This window comes from Micromonospora sp. C41, from assembly GCF_018070485.1.
Classification (GTDB): Bacteria; Actinomycetota; Actinomycetes; order Mycobacteriales; family Micromonosporaceae; genus Micromonospora; species Micromonospora chalcea.
Genome location: NZ_JAGPXP010000002.1, coordinates 136,629 through 152,218 on the forward strand (window position 1 = coordinate 136,629; position 15,590 = coordinate 152,218).

21 protein-coding genes and 1 riboswitch are annotated in these 15,590 nt (G+C 72.3%); of the genes, 17 read left to right on the top strand and 4 right to left on the bottom strand.

From position 1 onward, the window contains the following. Window positions 1-53 precede the first annotated feature (53 nt). On the top strand, window positions 54-254 hold the full coding sequence (locus tag KBX43_RS02820) for a hypothetical protein (protein ID WP_043323973.1): 201 nt from the start codon (window positions 54-56) through the stop codon (window positions 252-254). On the opposite strand, the gene KBX43_RS02825 is transcribed toward KBX43_RS02820, so the two are convergent. From KBX43_RS02825 to KBX43_RS02835, 3 genes are all read right to left on the bottom strand, one after another. Then, the gene (locus tag KBX43_RS02825; protein ID WP_043323975.1) at window positions 251-724 is read right to left on the bottom strand and encodes a hypothetical protein; all 474 of its coding nucleotides are present in this window, start codon (window positions 722-724) and stop codon (window positions 251-253) included. The two genes, KBX43_RS02820 and KBX43_RS02825, sit on opposite strands and share 4 nt — an antisense overlap. Next, window positions 721-930: a hypothetical protein gene (locus KBX43_RS02830; RefSeq protein ID WP_030503913.1), complete on the bottom strand. Its 210-nt coding sequence runs from the start codon at window positions 928-930 to the stop codon at window positions 721-723. Before KBX43_RS02830 ends, KBX43_RS02825 begins: the two co-directional genes overlap by 4 nt. Before the next feature lie 69 nt (window positions 931-999). Next, entirely contained in the window at window positions 1,000-1,839 is an 840-nt protein-coding gene (locus KBX43_RS02835) for a universal stress protein (RefSeq protein ID WP_064445938.1), read from the bottom strand. 128 nt (window positions 1,840-1,967) lie between these two features. Here KBX43_RS02835 and KBX43_RS02840 point away from each other — a divergent pair, with 128 nt between their 5' ends. The 15 genes from KBX43_RS02840 (at window position 1,968) to KBX43_RS31795 (ending at window position 13,748) form a co-directional block, all read left to right on the top strand. Further along, window positions 1,968-2,714 (top strand): SAM-dependent methyltransferase, encoded by a 747-nt coding sequence (locus KBX43_RS02840; RefSeq protein WP_064445939.1) that lies wholly within the window; start codon window positions 1,968-1,970, stop codon window positions 2,712-2,714. Window positions 2,715-2,803: 89 nt separating this feature from the next. Next, entirely contained in the window at window positions 2,804-3,991 is a 1,188-nt protein-coding gene (locus tag KBX43_RS02845) for a PP2C family protein-serine/threonine phosphatase (protein ID WP_043323981.1), read from the top strand. Between the two features lie 48 nt (window positions 3,992-4,039). Continuing rightward, window positions 4,040-4,510 (top strand): MarR family transcriptional regulator, encoded by a 471-nt coding sequence (locus KBX43_RS02850; protein WP_043323983.1) that lies wholly within the window; start codon window positions 4,040-4,042, stop codon window positions 4,508-4,510. 305 nt (window positions 4,511-4,815) lie between these two features. Then, on the top strand, window positions 4,816-5,454 hold the full coding sequence (locus KBX43_RS02855) for a CDP-alcohol phosphatidyltransferase family protein (protein ID WP_043323984.1): 639 nt from the start codon (window positions 4,816-4,818) through the stop codon (window positions 5,452-5,454). Then, window positions 5,451-6,407, top strand: a complete 957-nt coding sequence (locus tag KBX43_RS02860; protein WP_043323986.1) for a DUF881 domain-containing protein — start codon at window positions 5,451-5,453, stop codon at window positions 6,405-6,407. The genes KBX43_RS02855 and KBX43_RS02860 overlap by 4 nt, the downstream gene beginning before the upstream one ends. Beyond that, on the top strand, window positions 6,404-6,736 hold the full coding sequence (locus KBX43_RS02865; RefSeq protein ID WP_007071104.1) for a small basic family protein: 333 nt from the start codon (window positions 6,404-6,406) through the stop codon (window positions 6,734-6,736). Before KBX43_RS02860 ends, KBX43_RS02865 begins: the two co-directional genes overlap by 4 nt. Before the next feature lie 10 nt (window positions 6,737-6,746). Further along, window positions 6,747-7,676 carry a DUF881 domain-containing protein gene (locus tag KBX43_RS02870; RefSeq protein WP_043323991.1) on the top strand — a complete coding sequence of 310 codons (930 nt, stop codon included), beginning with the start codon at window positions 6,747-6,749 and terminating at the stop codon, window positions 7,674-7,676. A gap of 54 nt (window positions 7,677-7,730) precedes the next feature. Next, the gene (gcvH, locus tag KBX43_RS02875; protein ID WP_043330119.1) at window positions 7,731-8,111 is read left to right on the top strand and encodes a glycine cleavage system protein GcvH; all 381 of its coding nucleotides are present in this window, start codon (window positions 7,731-7,733) and stop codon (window positions 8,109-8,111) included. A gap of 216 nt (window positions 8,112-8,327) precedes the next feature. Continuing rightward, complete coding sequence (locus KBX43_RS02880) at window positions 8,328-8,780, top strand: FHA domain-containing protein (protein ID WP_030503922.1); 453 nt, start codon at window positions 8,328-8,330, stop codon at window positions 8,778-8,780. Between the two features lie 50 nt (window positions 8,781-8,830). Beyond that, window positions 8,831-9,532: a MerR family transcriptional regulator gene (locus KBX43_RS02885; RefSeq protein ID WP_176722889.1), complete on the top strand. Its 702-nt coding sequence runs from the start codon at window positions 8,831-8,833 to the stop codon at window positions 9,530-9,532. Window positions 9,533-9,744: 212 nt separating this feature from the next. Further along, entirely contained in the window at window positions 9,745-10,209 is a 465-nt protein-coding gene (locus tag KBX43_RS02890; RefSeq protein WP_043330120.1) for a bifunctional nuclease family protein, read from the top strand. A gap of 218 nt (window positions 10,210-10,427) precedes the next feature. Then, window positions 10,428-11,015: a MerR family transcriptional regulator gene (locus KBX43_RS02895; protein ID WP_064446489.1), complete on the top strand. Its 588-nt coding sequence runs from the start codon at window positions 10,428-10,430 to the stop codon at window positions 11,013-11,015. Window positions 11,016-11,450: 435 nt separating this feature from the next. Further along, window positions 11,451-11,840 (top strand): group 1 truncated hemoglobin, encoded by a 390-nt coding sequence (locus KBX43_RS02900; RefSeq protein WP_069089632.1) that lies wholly within the window; start codon window positions 11,451-11,453, stop codon window positions 11,838-11,840. Window positions 11,841-11,842: 2 nt separating this feature from the next. After that, window positions 11,843-13,009, top strand: coding sequence for a globin domain-containing protein (locus tag KBX43_RS02905; RefSeq protein ID WP_210882843.1), 1,167 nt, complete (start codon window positions 11,843-11,845; stop codon window positions 13,007-13,009). Window positions 13,010-13,064: 55 nt separating this feature from the next. Beyond that, a complete protein-coding gene (locus KBX43_RS31795; RefSeq protein ID WP_064445943.1) occupies window positions 13,065-13,748 on the top strand; it encodes a DivIVA domain-containing protein in 684 nt (227 codons plus the stop codon). A 43-nt stretch (window positions 13,749-13,791) separates the two neighbouring features. Here KBX43_RS31795 and KBX43_RS02915 read toward each other — a convergent pair whose 3' ends face one another. Next, window positions 13,792-14,448 carry an NAD(P)H-binding protein gene (locus KBX43_RS02915; protein ID WP_069089634.1) on the bottom strand — a complete coding sequence of 219 codons (657 nt, stop codon included), beginning with the start codon at window positions 14,446-14,448 and terminating at the stop codon, window positions 13,792-13,794. An 80-nt stretch (window positions 14,449-14,528) separates the two neighbouring features. Here KBX43_RS02915 and KBX43_RS02920 point away from each other — a divergent pair, with 80 nt between their 5' ends. Then, a complete protein-coding gene (locus tag KBX43_RS02920) occupies window positions 14,529-15,371 on the top strand; it encodes an NAD-dependent protein deacetylase (protein ID WP_064445944.1) in 843 nt (280 codons plus the stop codon). Window positions 15,372-15,430: 59 nt separating this feature from the next. After that, window positions 15,431-15,522: riboswitch (glycine riboswitch) on the top strand. Window positions 15,523-15,590 lie beyond the last annotated feature (68 nt).

The following is a 15,590-nucleotide window of genomic DNA, read 5'->3' on the forward strand; positions in this document are numbered from 1 at the left end:
GCCTGTCTGGTGCGCGGCCGACGGCCGTGCGCCCCACCGGGAAGGAGAGAGCCGTGGTCAAGCCGCAGCAGGAGGAACTGCGCCGGAACGATCTCGGCGCCACCAGCCAGGACAGCCGCAAGACGGCCACCCAGGCGGGCGGCCGTTCGCGGAGCCGGGGCACGTCGAACGCCGACGCGGGACGGCCCGTTCCGAAGGGTCAGGTGTCGCCGTACGGTCCGGCCGGTGAGCCGGTTGCCGACGACGAGAGCTAACCGCGAGCCGACGCCGGCCGCAGCCGCCGCCAGGTGGCTGCGGCCGACAGCCCGTACGCCAGGTGCGGGATCAGGTCGGAGACCCAGTCGGCGCGCCGCCAGGTACGCGGGTCGGTCACGCCCAGCACCGTCATCGAGCCGTCCGAGGTGGCCATCACCCCACCGCCGAGCAGCACCGTGGCCAGCGGCAACGGGATCCGCCGTTGTCCGGCGAGCAGACCGAACGCGGCCCCCGCGGCGATGCCTGTGGCGTACCCGAGCAGTGGCCCCAGACCGGAACGGCGGTTCGCCGCCTCGTCGCCGGGGCCCAGGTCGACGTGCGTGACGTCGGCCAGCCGTCCGGCCACCGACTCCGGGGTGCTGCTCGCCGGCCGCGCCCGCAGCGCCATGTCGAGGTAGGAGACCGCGTTGAGCACGGCGCTGCCGACGGCGCCCGCGATGGCGCCGTCGACGGCGGATGCCGCTCTCACTTCGGGTCACCCGGTTCCCGGTTGCCCTTGGGGCCGTAGGTCCGTTCGCCCCGGACCACGCCGCGTTGCCCACGGTCGTCCTGCAGGATCCGGTTGGCGACCTGGTTGGCCTCCTTGTCGGTGGCGCGCCCGGACTGCTCGACGAGGTCGCGCAGCCGTGCCCGTTGCTTGTCGTACGCGTTGCTGCCCGGACGGGGTCCTGCCATCACTGCCTCCTCGGGTCGCCGTCGGCTGACGAACCCGTCTACCCGCCCGGGCCGGGGCCAACCGTGCGCTCAGGCCGGGGCGCGGACGACAGCGACCGGGCACGCGGCGCGGTGCAGGATCCCCTGGCTCACCGAGCCGAGCAGCAAGCCGCTGAGCTCACCGCGGCCTTGCCGGCCCACCACGACCAGTTGGGCGTCCCGGGACGCCTCGGTCAGCGCTGTGACCGGGCGGGCCCGCACCGCCTCCCGGTTGATCGGCACGTCCGGCCAGCGCTCGGCGACGCCGGCGACCGACTCGGCCAGGACCCGCTCCTGCTCGTCGGCCTGCGCCGACCGGCCGCCCGGGTGGGCGTGCAGCACACGCAGCGGGGCGCCGCGGTGGGACGCCGTTTCGGCGGCGAACTCGACGGCGGCGCGGGACAGCGCGGAGCCGTCCACCCCGGCCACCACCGGGCCGGTGTCGCGGGCGGCGCCCCGGGCCACCAGCACCGGGCAGTCGGCGTACGCGGTGACCTGCAGCGCGACCGAGCCGATCACCAGCGAGGCGAACCCGCCGAGACCCCGGTCGCCGAGCACGATCAGCGCGGCGGTGGGGGACTCGCCGATCAGCACGGCGGCCGCCTCCCCGTCGATGATCTCGCCGGTGATGCGCAGCCCGCGCTCCTGCGCCTGGGCCGCGTTGACCGCGTCGGCGACCAGTTGCTCGGCCTGGTGACGCAGGCCGGCGTGCGGCGGCGCCCCGGCCGGAGCGGCCACCGGTACGCCCAGCAGCGGCCAGATGAATCCGTGGACCACCCGCAGCGGCCGGTTGCGGCGGGTGGCCTCCCGGGCGGCCAGGAGCACGGCCCGGGTCGCCGGCTCGGAGCCGTCCACCCCGACCACCACGGCCGCACCGTCAGCGGAGTTCACCAGGTACCTCCTCGTGGCCGGCGCTCCCGCGGCCAGTATCGCGGCCGGCGGGACCGGCCCGGGGCGATACCGCGCCGGTCGCCCGGTCGGTACGCTGGCGGACAGCGCCCAGGGAGGGAGGCCCGTCGATGGATCAGCCGGACGGACCGAGCACCGCCCGCATGATCGACTACTGGCTCGGCGGCCGGCACCACCGTCCGGTCGACGTCGCCGCGGCCGCCGCGTTCGAGGCGGCGTACGGGCCCTGCGCGGCGATCTTCCGCTCGCTGCGCGGTTTCCTGGGCCGGACCGTTCGCGCCATGGCCGGCGACGGTGTGGACGGCTTCCTGGTCTTCGGTGCGGGCGTGCCCACCTGCGGAAACGTGCACGAGGTCGCACCGGAGGCGACGGTCCTCTACACCGACGTCGACCCGGAGACGGTCCGGCTCGGCCAGCGCCTGCTCGCCGGCAGTGACCGCGCCGGTTACGGCTACGGCGACGCCACCGACATCGGCACCGTCGACCGGGCGCAGCTGCACCGTTTCGTGCCGGGGTGGGGGAGACGGCCGGTCGGAGTGGTGTTCCTCGGGCTGGCCGCGTTCCTGGACGACGACACGCTCGCCCGTACGCTGGACGAGTTGTACCGGGCGGTCGCGCCGGGCAGCCGGCTGGCGATCGACTTCGACAGCGAGGAGCTGGCCGGGCATCCGCAGGCGCTGGCCATGATGGGCCCGGCGTTCCGGATGCGCGCGCCCGAGCGGTTCGCGCCGCTGCTGGGCCGCTGGCGTCCCACCGACGAGGGCGTCGTGCCGGTGGCCCGGTGGCGGCCCGAGGGTGAGCCGGAGCCGGTGCCGGACGCGTTCTACGGCGCGTTGGCGCTGCGGCCGGCGGACTGAGCCGCGCCGGTCGAGGCGGGCCGTTCGGCGGTCGGGGGTCCTTCGTATGATGTTTGCTCTGTAGCAATAGTCGTCATCGGAGGATGAGCATGCCGGAGGCGTCCGGATCGGTGTCACGTGCCCTGCGCACGGCGCCACCCGACCAGCTGGTGGAGACCGCGGACGCGGTGCTGCGCCAGACGCTCGGGGCCGCGCGGGCGGAGGTGTTCGTCGCCGACTACCGCGCCAGCGGCCTCTGGCCGGTGCTCGACCCGGACGTGCCCGACGGTGGCCCGTTGCCGGCACACACCGTGGCGCAACGCTGCTTCAGCAGCCAGGAGCCGGTCCTGGACATCATCGACGACGGCCGCTGCCGGGCCTACCTGCCGCTGTCGGTGTGGGGGGAGCGGCTCGGCGTCCTGATGGTCGAGCTGCCCGGTGACCCGGACGCGGCCACAGTGGAGGCGGCGCGGGACGCCGCCGGCGAGCTGGCCGTGGCCATCCGCGCGGCCGACCGGGAGACCGACAGGTACCGCCGCGCCCGGCGGCGGGAACGGCTGAGCATGGCTGCGGAGATGCAGTGGGACCTGTTGCCGGGGCGCAGCGTGCGCCACGGCGACGCGTTGCTGGCCGGGCAGCTCGAACCGGCGTACACGGTGGGCGGTGACCACTTCGACTGGTCGGTGGACTGTGAGCGGCTCACCCTCACCGTGCTCAACGGCACCGGCAGCGGGCTGGCCGCGTCGCTGCTCACGGCGATGACGGTGAACGCCATGCGCAACGCCCGGCGTTCCGGCGGCAGCTTGGTCGAGCAGGCGGAGCTGGCCTCGGACACCATCTACTACCAGCACCGGGGCGGCCGGCACGTGGCCACGCTGCTGCTGGAGCTGGACAGCCGCCGGGGCGTGGTGCGGGCGGTGGACGCCGGTTCCCCGCAACTGCTGCGGCTGCGGGGGAGGCGGGTCACCCCGATCGCGTTGGAGCAGCAACTGCCGTTGGGCATGTTCGCCGAGACCCGGTACGACGTGCAGGAGTTCACTCTGGAGCCGGGCGATCGTCTCTTCGTGGTCAGCGACGGGGTGTACGCGGCGGAGCCCGACGGGCAGGAGCCGTACGGCGTCCGGGCCATGGCGCGCGCGATGCGGGCTACTCGGCTGCAGCCGGCGACCGAGGCAGTTGGTACGGTGATGCGCGAACTGCATGCGTACCACGCCGACGCGGATCTCCGTGACGACGCGGTCGTCGTCTGCCTGGACTGGCGCGGTTCCGGCCGGTCCGACGACGTCACGGGGCAGTGATCGGGGCGGCGGAGCGAACACGAGCGGGACGATCGCAGGGGACAGCGGGTGGAGCGACCTCCGAATCTTGCCGCGGCCATCGAGTCGGCTGCCGAGGCGCTCATCGGTGTGCTCGACTCCGCGACCTCACGGCACACCGTCAGCGTCTCGCCGACCCAGCTGCGGGTGCTGTCGCTGATCGTGTCCCATCCCGACACCAACGTGAACCGGCTGGCCGAGCTGCTGGACGTGGTCCCGTCGTCGGCGAGCCGGCTCTGTGACCGCCTGGAGGCCGTCGGCCTGCTGCGCCGGGTGGCCGACCCGCGTGACAGGCGAGAGGTGCGGCTGATCCCGACCGCGGCGGCGGACACGCTGCTGCGCGACCTGCAGCAGCGCCGGCACCGTGCGGTCCAGGCGGTGCTCGACCGGATGCCCAACCGTGCGCAGCACGAGCTGCTGCTGGCGCTCGTGGCGTTCAGTCAGGCCGCCGCGGCGGTCGCGCCGCAGGCGGGCTCCGACTCCACCGCCCGCACCGCCTGAGTCCCACCCCGGCGCTGATCCTGACCAACGGCCGTGATGGTCAGCTAGTGTCCTAGGATGCCATAGCGGTTGTGACGGTCCCCACCCTCACAACACTGAGCAACGGCGCAGCGCGGCCACCGGCCGGAGCGGGGGAGCCCGATATAGTGGCAGCGCAACTGAGCGGCCGGTGATCACCGGCCGCGTCGGGGGAGGTCCCAGCCCGGGATCACAGAGGGCGCCGGCGTCTGACCGGCCGGCAACGCGCACGTCCCTCCAGCGGCCGCTCGTCCGGCTGCCGGACCGTGCTGCGAAGGGAGGGTTCGGTGTCGCGTCGGCCGGCTCCAGCGGAGCACCCGGATTCCGGGGACGCCACGGTCGTGGGAGACCGCGTCCTCACGCTGCCCAACCTGATCAGCTTCGTCCGGCTCGTCGGCGTGCCGATCTTCCTCTACCTGTTCCTCGTGGTCCGCGCCGACGTCGCGGCCATCGTGGTGCTCGCCGTGGGCGGCACCAGCGACTGGGTGGACGGCTGGATCGCCCGCCGGCTGGGGCAGGTGAGCCGGCTCGGCGAACTGCTCGACCCGCTGGCCGACCGGCTCTACATCCTGGCCACGCTGCTGGCCTTCACCGCGCGGGAGGTGGTGCCCTGGCAGTTCACCGGGGCGCTGCTGGCCCGCGAGTTGCTGCTGCTGGTCTCTCTCGGGGTGCTGCGCCGCTACGGCTACGGCCCGCCGCCGGTGCACTACGTGGGCAAGACCGCCACCTTCCTGCTGCTGGCGGCGTTCCCGATCCTGCTGCTGGCCGACGCCGTGCCGGACATCGGCACCGCGGCCGGCGCGATCGGCTGGGGCCTGGGCTGGTGGGGTCTGGTCCTCTACTGGGTGGCCGGCGCGATGTACGTGGTGCAGGCGAGCCGTCTCGTACGGCAGATGCGGGCGCGGCGCGCGGAGGTGGCGGCGTGACCGGGCCGGCGTCCGGCGACGCGGAGAAGGAGCGCGACCCGTCGAGCCGGGTGTACGCGCCGGACTTCCTGACCGAGCTGTTCCGCAATCCGCTGGACCCGGGGTACGGGGACGCGGCGGCGCGCCGGGCGGCGGGTGGCATGTCGCGGGTGCGGCAGGTGCTGGGCCGCCCGGTGAGCCTGCTCGTCCTGGCGGTGATCGGGTTCCTGTTCGCGGTGGCGTACCGGGAGACGATGGCGGAGGAGCCGAGCCGGGCGACGGCGCGGGCGGGGCTGATCGCCGAGATCAAGGGGCGTGAGGCGGCGACCGACCGGTTGACCGAGCGGGCCGAGCAGTTGCGCGAGGAGGTCGGCCGGCAGCGGGACGCGGCGCTGAGCGGTTCGCAGGCGTCCCGGTTGCGCACGCTGGAGGCGGGCACCGGTCTGGCTCGGGTGCGCGGTGACGGCGTGGTGGTGCGGCTGGCCGACGCGACGGCGGACCAGGACGGCGTGACCAGCGGGGACGCGGGCCCGTCCCGGGTGCTGTACTCGGATCTGCAGAAGGTGGCCAACGCGTTGTGGGCGGCGGGCGCCGAGGCGGTGGCGGTGAACGGCCAGCGGTTGACCGCGACGTCGACAATCCGGTCGGCGGGTGAGGCGATCCTGGTGGACTACCGGCCGGTGACGGGCCCGTACGAGGTGCAGGCGATCGGGCCGCGGTCGATGCGGGACCGGTTCAACGAGAGCCGGGCGGCGGCGCTCATGCGTGAGGTGGCGCGGACGACGGGGCTGTCGTTCGGGGTGAAGCGGGTCGACGACCTCACCTTGCCGGCGGCGCCGCAGCCGCGGCTACGCTACGCCGAGCCTTCGGTCAGTCCGAGTCCGCGTCCGTCGGGTTCGGGGGCCGCCGGTTCGTCGAGTCCCGGGTCGTCCGGCCCGGGTGGTTCTTCCAGCCCCTCGGGAGGTGGCCGATGATCGCGGTGCTGGCGTTGCTCGCCGGTGTGGTGCTCGGGGTGTATCTGGACCCCACGGTGCCGGCGGCGTTGCAGCCGTATCTGCCGATCGCGGTGGTGGCCGCGTTGGACGCGGTGTTCGGTGGGGTGCGGGCGAAGCTGGACCGGATCTTCGACGACAAGCAGTTCGTGGTGTCGTTCATCTCGAACGTGCTGGTGGCGGGGCTGATCGTGTACCTGGGTGACCAGTTGGGCGTGGGTGGTCAGTTGTCCACGGGTGTGGTGGTCGTGCTCGGGGTGCGCATCTTCGGAAATGTGGCGGCGATCCGTCGGCACCTGTTCCGGGCGTAGGTTTGTGGCGATGAGTGAGGAACACAGGGAGACGGGGACGGGGTGGCCGCGTCCGGTGGAGCCGGAGCGGCCGTCGGGTCCGGCGGGTGAGCCGGATCCGCGCCCGGACGCGCCCGATCCGGACGAGTTGAGCCCGTTGGCGCCGGTGGAGCCGGCGCCGGATGAGTCGTCGGAGCCGGCGGAGCGGGAGGCGGTGCCGGAGTCCGAGCCGGAGCCGGGTGCGGTGGCGCGGCCGTCGCGGTCGCGGCGGTTCTCCTCGGCGGGTCTGATGATCGCGGTGCTGCTGGCGTTGCTGGGTTTCACGCTCGTGGTGCAGTTGAAGACGACGTCGACGGATCCGACGCTCGCGGCGACGCGGGAGGAGGATCTGGTGCGGATCTCGTCGGATCTGGATTCGCGGGAGCGGCGGCTGCGTCAGGACATCGACGCCCTGGAGGAGAGTCAGCGGCAGTTGCGCTCGGGTGAGCAGGGCCGGCAGGCGGCGCTGGAGGAGGCGACGCGGCGGGCGGACGAGCTGGGCATCCTGGCGGGTACGTTGCCGGCGGTGGGTCCGGGGCTGGAGGTGCGGTTCTCGGGGCCGGCGAAGGCGGTGTCGTCGACGCGGATCCTGGACGCGGTGCAGGAGCTGCGGGGTGCGGGCGCGGAGGCGATGCAGATCCAGGGCGCTGATGGTTCGGCGGTGCGGATCATCGCGTCGACGTATTTCGTGGACGGGGCCGATGGTGTTCTGGTGGTGGACGGGCGGCGGTTGACGGGTCCGTTTACGATCATGGTGATCGGGGATCCAGCGACGATGCGTACGGCGTTGAACATTCCTGGCGGGGTGGTCGCATCGGTGCGGGACGGCGGCGGTAACGTGACCTCCGAGGATCGTGAGGTTGTGGAGGTTTCGCAGCTGCACGCGCCGATCAAGCTGGACCACGCGCGGCCGGTTTCCTGACCGGGCGCGGCCGCGCCGGTTTTTCCGGTGCACCGATGACGAAGGACGCAGTTGGTGATTCCTGAGGATCTGCGGTACACCGCCGAGCACGAGTGGGTGGTCGGTGGTGACGGTGGTGTCGTCCGCGTCGGTATCACGCACTTCGCGCAGGACGCTCTGGGTGACATCGTGTTCGTGCAGCTGCCGGATTCCGGTTCGGTGGTGGCGGCGGGCGAGTCGCTGGGCGAGATCGAGTCGACGAAGAGCGTGTCGGAGATCTACGCGCCGTTGAGCGGCACGGTGGCGGCGCGCAACGAGGCGCTTGCCGACACCCCTGAGGTGATCAACACGGATCCGTACGGTGCGGGGTGGTTGGTGGAGATCACTCCGGATGATCCGGCGGCGGTCGAGGGGTTGTTGACCGCTGATGCGTACCGCGAGCTCACCGAGAGCTGAGTTCGTGCTGTTCCGGGCGGCGGCGTGGTTCCGCGCGTCCGGTTGCCCTGCATTTCGGCGCTGGCTAGGCTCGCCCAGTCGACCGAGAACCAATAGTTTGAGCGTTGCGGAATGCGCCTTCCCGGGCACGGGGAGCCAGCCGCCGGGTGTGGTGTTGCCCGGCGGCCAGACCCGCCATTTCCTGACGCCGACCGAACAGATCCGTGAGGTGGTCCCATGACGCGCCCAGACGACGAGTTCCCCCCGCTCGACGTCACTTCGACGCTCAATCTCGGTTCGCTCGACGAAGTGCTGGAGGGGCCGGACACCGATGTGGTGCCGAGCCGGATGTCCGGTTCTTTGCCGCCGGGTATGGCGTTGCTGGTGGTTCGCCGGGGTCCGAACGCGGGCGCCCGGTTCCTGTTGGACCACGACGTGACGACGAGTGGGCGGCACCCGGACAGTGACATCTTCCTGGACGACGTGACGGTGTCGCGTCGGCACGCGGAGTTCCACCGGGACGGTGGGACGTTCACGGTGCGGGATGTGGGCAGCCTGAACGGCACGTACGTGAATCGTGAGCGGGTCGAGGCGGCGACGTTGAGCAACGGTGACGAGGTGCAGATCGGTAAGTTCCGGGTGGTGTTCATCGCCGGTCCGCGCCCGGAGGGTGAGGCCGGCCGGGGGTGAACGAGCCTGCGGCTTCGACGCCGTCCGGGGCTGGGCGGGCGCCTGCGCTGATGAGTATCGGCGAGGTGCTGGCTCAGTTGCGGCCGGAGTTTCCGGACGTCACGATCTCGAAGTTGCGGTTCCTGGAGGCCGAGGGCCTGGTGGAGCCGCAGCGGACGCCGGCGGGTTATCGCAAGTACGGCTGGGACGATGTGGCGCGGCTGCGGTTCGTGTTGACCGCGCAGCGGGATCAGTATCTGCCGTTGCGGGTGATCCGGGAGCAGTTGGCCGAGTGGGACGGTTCTGGTCCGTCGCCGGGGCGGGGGCGGCCGAATCTGGTGGCTGTGGGTCCGGGTGGTGAGGTGCCGGGCCGGGAGCCGGTGGATTCGGTCGAGTCGTCGGAGGTGCGGCTGGACCGGGCGGGGCTGATCTCGCGTAGCGGCGTGGACGAGTCGACGCTTGCGGAGTTGGAGCGGCTCGGTGTGCTGGTGTCGGATCCGCCGGGGTGGTACGACGCGGACGCTTTGATCATCGCGAGTGCGGTGGCGGGTCTGGCGGCGTACGGGTTGGAGCCTCGGCATCTGCGGGCGTACCGGTCGGCGGCGGATCGTGAGGTTGGTTTGTTCGCGCAGCTTGTGGCGCCGTTGGCGCGGCAGAGTGATCCGGCGGCGCGGGCTCGTGCGGCGGAGACGGCGCGGGAGCTGGTGGCGTTGTCGCAGCGGTTGCACGCGGCGTTGGTGCGGGTGGGGCTGCGGTCGACGTTGGGCCGGTGAGGTTGTCGGTGGAGGGCCGGGTGTCGTGGACGCCCGGCCCTTCGTCGTGGGGTGGCGCGGAAAGATCTGGTCGGGGGAGCGTGTCGTAGGCTTGCCGGGGTAAGCCCCTCCGGCGAGGCGTGGTGCACGTAGCGTGTGGGACTCCTGTGTCCTGGTCCGTGTACCGTGCAGGGAGGGGCGCGGTGCAAGGTGACGACGACACGGAGGCGGCGGTGCGCGAGCTGAGCGTGGTCGGAGTTCGGGTGGAGTTGCCGAGCAACCAGCCGATCGTCCTGCTGCGGGAGGTCGAGGGGGACCGCTATCTGCCGATCTGGATCGGCGCGGTCGAGGCGACGGCGATCGCTTACGAGCAGCAGGGGGTCAAGCCGGCCCGGCCGTTGACGCATGATCTTCTGCGGGATGTGCTGGCGGCGTTGCAGGCGCCGTTGCGGGCGGTGGAGATCACCGAGTTGAAGGACAACGTTTTTTACGCGGATCTGCTGCTGGGTGACGGGGTGCGGGTGTCGGCGCGGCCGAGTGACTCGATCGCGTTGGCGTTGCGGGTCGGCGCTCCGATTCGTTGTGCGGAGCAGGTCCTCGGCGAGGCGGGGATCGTGATTCCGGACGAGCAGGAGGACGAGGTGGAGAAGTTCCGGGAGTTCCTGGATCAGGTGCGTCCGGAGGACTTCGCGGGTTGAGGTGTGCCCGGCCGGGTGGCCGGGGTCGGCGCGGCGGTGGTTGTCACTGTGGGTGATGGCTGGCCGCCGTGTGTCGTTGGTGCCGGGCGGTCGCGCGGCGTGTCGCGGTGTCTCCTGCGGGTGAAGTGCGGGCGGCGGCGATAGGGTTGCCGTGTCGAGGGGTGCGCGTGACGGGGAGTCGGCGCGGCACCGCCACGGACGCGGGGAGGTTGGTCCGGATGCACGAGCCGCGGGATCCTGGTCCGGGTGCGGAGCAGCAGGCGGGTGTGGGGCCTGAGTCGGTCGGTGACGGTGAGGTCGGCTACCGGGGTGTGACCGCGTGTTCGGCGGTGGGCATCAGTTACCGGCAGTTGGACTACTGGGCGCGTACGGCGCTTGTGGTGCCGAGTGTGCGTGATGCTTCGGGTTCGGGGACGTCGAGGTTGTACTCGTTCCGCGACCTGGTGGTGTTGAAGGTCGTGAAGCGGCTGCTGGACGCCGGGGTGTCGTTGCAGAACATTCGGAAGGCGATCGAGGCGTTGCGGTCGCGTGGGGTGGATGATCTGGCGGGCATCACGTTGATTTCCGACGGGACGACTGTGTATGAGTGCCGGTCGCCGGAGGAGGTGGTCGACCTGTTGCAGGGCGGCCAGGGCGTGTTCGGCATCGCGATCGGTGGGGCGTTCAAGGAGATCCAGGGTTCGTTGTCGCATCTGCCGGCGGAGCCGGTGGGTGGGCAGGAGCCGGCTGCTCCGGCGGTGGAGCCGGAGGCGGACGCGGTGGGTGACGAGCTGGCGGCGCGTCGGGCGCGGCGCCGGGCCGGGTGACCTGCGTCGCGTCTCGTTGACGGGATCGCGCCGCGCCCGAAAAGGGTGCGGCGCGATTCGTGTTTTGGTGACGGGGTGTGCTGTGCGGGGCCCGGGCGGGCCCGGTCCGGTGGTCGGGCGCGGCCCGGTCGGTGTATCCGCAGGTCGCGGCTGGTCGGTGCGCAATGTCCGAAAGGGACGGTACGCGCTGTGGGTTGACCGGGGGTGCTCGGCTGACTGCGGTGTGTTCATCGTATTCGCGGCTGTTGTTGACTGTCCGTAGTTGACGGTTCTCGGGATCGGGACAGGGGCGGCGTGAAGCGTGGTGGGGGGCGCGCTATCGTCCGTTCCGATCGTCGGCGTCGACGTCACGGTGGAACGCTGTGTGACTTCGCGCGCCGGACGGTGAGCCCCTGACGCGGCGCTGCCCGCGGACCCCTGGTGGAAGGACCGAGCATGACGGTGACGAGCGAGACCACCCCGATCTCCCATTACGAGCGCATCGGCGGCGCGGCGGCGGTGAAGGCCGCTGTGGAGTTGTTCTACGACAAGGTGCTGGCCGATGCGGATCTCGCGGGCTACTTCACCGGGGTGGACATGGTGGAGCAGCGGCGGCACCTGGCGCTCATGCTGGCGGTGGTGCTCGGTGGGCCGAACGAGTACGCCGGCCGTGGGCTGGCCGAGGCGCACCAGCCGTTGAACATTCCGGGTGAGCACTACGCGAAGGTCGGTGAGCACCTGACGGCGACGCTGGTGGAGTTGGGCGTGCCGGCCGACGTGATCGCCGACGTGCAGGTCGTGCTCGGGCAGGTCCGCGATCAGGTCGTGTCGGCGGGGGATGCCTGAGCGTGGACGCGGCACGGCTGAAGCAGAGCTGGTCCCTGGTCGCCGCGCACGGCGACCAGGTGCCGCTCTACTTCTATTCGACGCTGTTCCTGGCGCATCCGGAGACCCGGCAGATGTTCCCGACGAACATGGCCGGGCAGCGGGATCGTCTGGTGGCGGCCCTGGGGCATGTGGTGTCCCACGTGGACCAGGTGGATCAGCTGGTCGGGTTCCTGCGGGACCTGGGCGCGGATCACCGGAAGTTCGCGGTGCGCGCGGAGCACTATCCGGCGGTCGGTGAGGCGCTGCTGGCGACGTTGCGGCATTTCTGCGGTGAGGCGTGGACCGACGAGCTGGCGGCCGACTGGACCGCGGCGTACGGCCTGGTGGCGCAGGTGATGACCGACGGGGCGCAGGCGGCGGAGTCGCAGTCGCCGCCGTGGTGGGTGGCGGAGGTGCTGTCGCACGAGCAGCGCACGTTCGACGTGGCGGTGCTGACGGTGCGCCCGCAGTATCTGCTGCCGTTCAGGCCGGGGCAGTCGATCGGGGTGTCGCATCCGGCGGTGCGGTCGTGGCGGTACTACTCGCCGGCGAACGCGCCGCGTTCGGACGGCACGGTGGAGTTGCACGTGCGGGCCGCGCCGGGTGGCGTGGTGTCGTCGCGTCTGGTGTACGGGTGCGCGGCGGGTGATCAGATCCATCTGGCGTCGCCGGTGGGGGAGCGGTTGACGTTGTGGCAGGCCGGGTCGTCGGATCTGCTGCTGTTGGCCGCCGGGACCGGCTGGGCGCCGGTGAAGGCGCTGGTGGAGCAGGTGGCGGCGGAGGGTTCCGGGCGGCGGGTCGACCTGTATGTGGGGGCCCGTTCGCGTACGGAGTTCTACGACAGTGAGGCGATCGACAAGTTGGCGGCGACGCATCCGTGGTTGCGGGTGTCGTACGTGGCCGGATCGGATCCGCAGCGGCCGGGGGAGATGGTGCGGCTGGCCGACCGGGTGCTGGCCGACGGGGACTGGCGGTCGAGGCACGTGTATGTGTGCGGGTCCGACGAGATGGTCGGTGATTCGGTGGCGGCGCTGACCGCGGCGGGTTACCAGCCGGGCCAGCTGCACCACGAGGGTTTCGGCAAGCACTGGTACGGCCCGTCCTGGCGGACGGTGGCCGGTTCCGAGGGAGCAGAGGTGATCCGGTGAGCGCGAGGAGTGAGCCGGGGTTGCGAGCCCCGCAGTCGCGAACAGAGGTGATCCGGTGAGCGCGAGCCCGATCAGCAGCTATGACTCGCAGCACGTGTCGGGTCCGGTGCAGGTGCGGCTGACCGCGGACCGGGTGCGTCGGTGGGAGTTCGGGTCGGCGGCGTTCACCCGGCGCGGGTACGACCCGGCGGACGTGGACCGGTTCCGGTTGCAGGTGGCCGACGAGCTGGATCTGCTGGCGGCGCAGGTGGGGGACCTGCGGGCGGAGAACGAGCGGCTCAACGACCATCTGGAGCTGCACCGGCACGGGGTGATCCCGAGCGCGGAGAAGGCGCCGGCGGCGCCGGCGGCGAAGGAGGTCAACCTGCTGTCGGCGGCGCAGCGGGAGGCCGAGCAGATCATCGCGCAGGCGCACGACTACGCGCGCCGGGTGGCCGAGTACGCCCGTACCCAGTACGAGAGTTACATGCGGGCGGCGGCGGAGGAGGCGAAGCAGGAGGCCGAGCGGGCGGTGGCGGAGTACCGCAGCGCCGCCGGGGGCAGCTTCGACGACTCGGTGGCGACGCGGGAGGCGTTGCGGATCTTCGGCGAGATGATGATCTCCCACATGCAGGCGGCGGCGCGGCATCTCGACGACGGTAGTGAGCAGTTGGCGCGCACGATGGAGCGGATCTCCCGGGAGTTGCCGGCGGCGGGTGGCGGCGCGCCGCAGCCGGCGTTGCCCCGGCATCAGCGGTGACCGTACCGCCCGGCCTGCGGTGCGGCGGGCCGGGCGGCACGGCTCAGGTGGTGACGGCGGTGATCGCTTCGGCGATGGGGGTGTCGCCGCCGACCAGTTCGAGGGTGTGCCCGGCGGTGCCGGGGGCGTAGAGCAGGGCCAGCAGGACCCGGGCGACGTCGGCGCGGCTGATCGCGCCGCCGGTGACGTGCCGGGCCAGCGTGATGCGGCCTTCGGGTTCGTCGTCGGTGAGCCGGCCGGGCCGCAGCACCGTCACGTCGAGGTCCCGGCCGGTGATGTCGTCCTCGGCGGCTTTCTTGGCCCGCAGGTACGCCGCCCACACGTCGTCGGTGCCGTCGGCGGGTGCGTCGTCCACGCCCATGGAGGAGACCAGCAGGTAGCGGCGTACGCCGGCTTGTGCGGCGGCGTCGGCGAGCAGCACTGCGGCGCCGCGGTCGACGGTGTCCTTGCGGGCGGCGCCGCTGCCCGGTCCGGCGCCGGCGGCGAACACGACGGCGTCGGCGCCGGCCAGGTGGGCGGCGAGGGTGTCGACGTCGGTGTGTTCCAGGTCGCAGAGGACCGGTTCGGCGCCGGCGGCACGTAGCGCGGCGGCGTGGTCGGGGTTGCGGATGAGCCCGAGCGCGGTGTCTGCGCGTCCGGCCAGTTCCCGCTCCAGCAGTTTGGCGATTTTGCCGTGCCCTCCGGCGATGACGACGCGCATGCGATCAACGTAGCCCGGCCGGGCGCGCCCCGCCGGGCGTCCGGGTGGGAGGTGCGGGTCCGGCGAGGGACCATGGACGGGTGAGTGAGGCGTTCGAGGCGTTGGCGCGGCTGGTGGCCGCCGGGGACGTGGTGGTGCTCAGCGGCGCGGGCCTGTCCACCGAGTCGGGCATTCCGGACTACCGGGGGCCCAGCGGCGCGTCCCGCCGGCACACCCCGATGACGTACCAGGAGTTCACCCGGGATCCGCTGGCGCGGCGGCGGTACTGGGCGCGCAGCCACCTGGGCTGGCAGACCATCGCGCGGGCGGCGCCGAACGAGGGGCACCGGGCGGTGGCGCGGCTGCAGGCGGCCGGGCTGCTCGGCGGCATCATCACGCAGAACGTCGACGGGTTGCACACCGCCGCCGGCGCCACCGGCGTGATCGAGTTGCACGGCCGCCTCGACGAGGTGACGTGCCTGGACTGCGGCAACGCCACCGGCCGCGAGGAGCTGCACCGGCGCCTGTCGGAGGCGAACCCGGGTTTCGACGCGCGGGTGGCGCACGTCAACCCCGACGGCGACGTGGACTTGCCGGACGAGGCGGTGGCCGGGTTCCGCACGGTCGACTGCGCGCTGTGCGGCACCGGCATGCTGAAACCGGACGTGGTGTTCTTCGGCGAGACGGTGCCCGCGTCGCGGGTGGCCGACTGTTTCGCCCTGGTGGAGGGGGCCCGGGCGCTGCTGGTGCTGGGGTCGTCGTTGACGGTGATGTCGGGGCGGCGGTTCGTGCTGCGCGCGGCCCGCCACGGCATCCCGGTGGCGATCGTCAACCAGGGCGTCACCCGCGGCGACACCTACGCGGCGCTGCGCCTGGACGCGCCGCTGGGCGCCACCCTGCGCGCGCTGGCGGACCGGTGCGCGGCGGCCCCGGCGCCGGTGTGATCGACAACCCCGGGACATGAGCCGGAAACACGCCCGCTGGTAGCGTTGGGGGTGCCGGTACCACCCACGTGGGAGAGACCGCCGATCCCGGCGGCGCCGAAGGGGCAGATTCTCCCCGGAACCTCTCAGGCAAAAGGACCACGTGGGCAGGCGCTGTGGAGCGCGTCAGCGCGACTCAGGGGGAGGCCGACCCGTCGACCTCGCCCCCCAAGGAGCGCA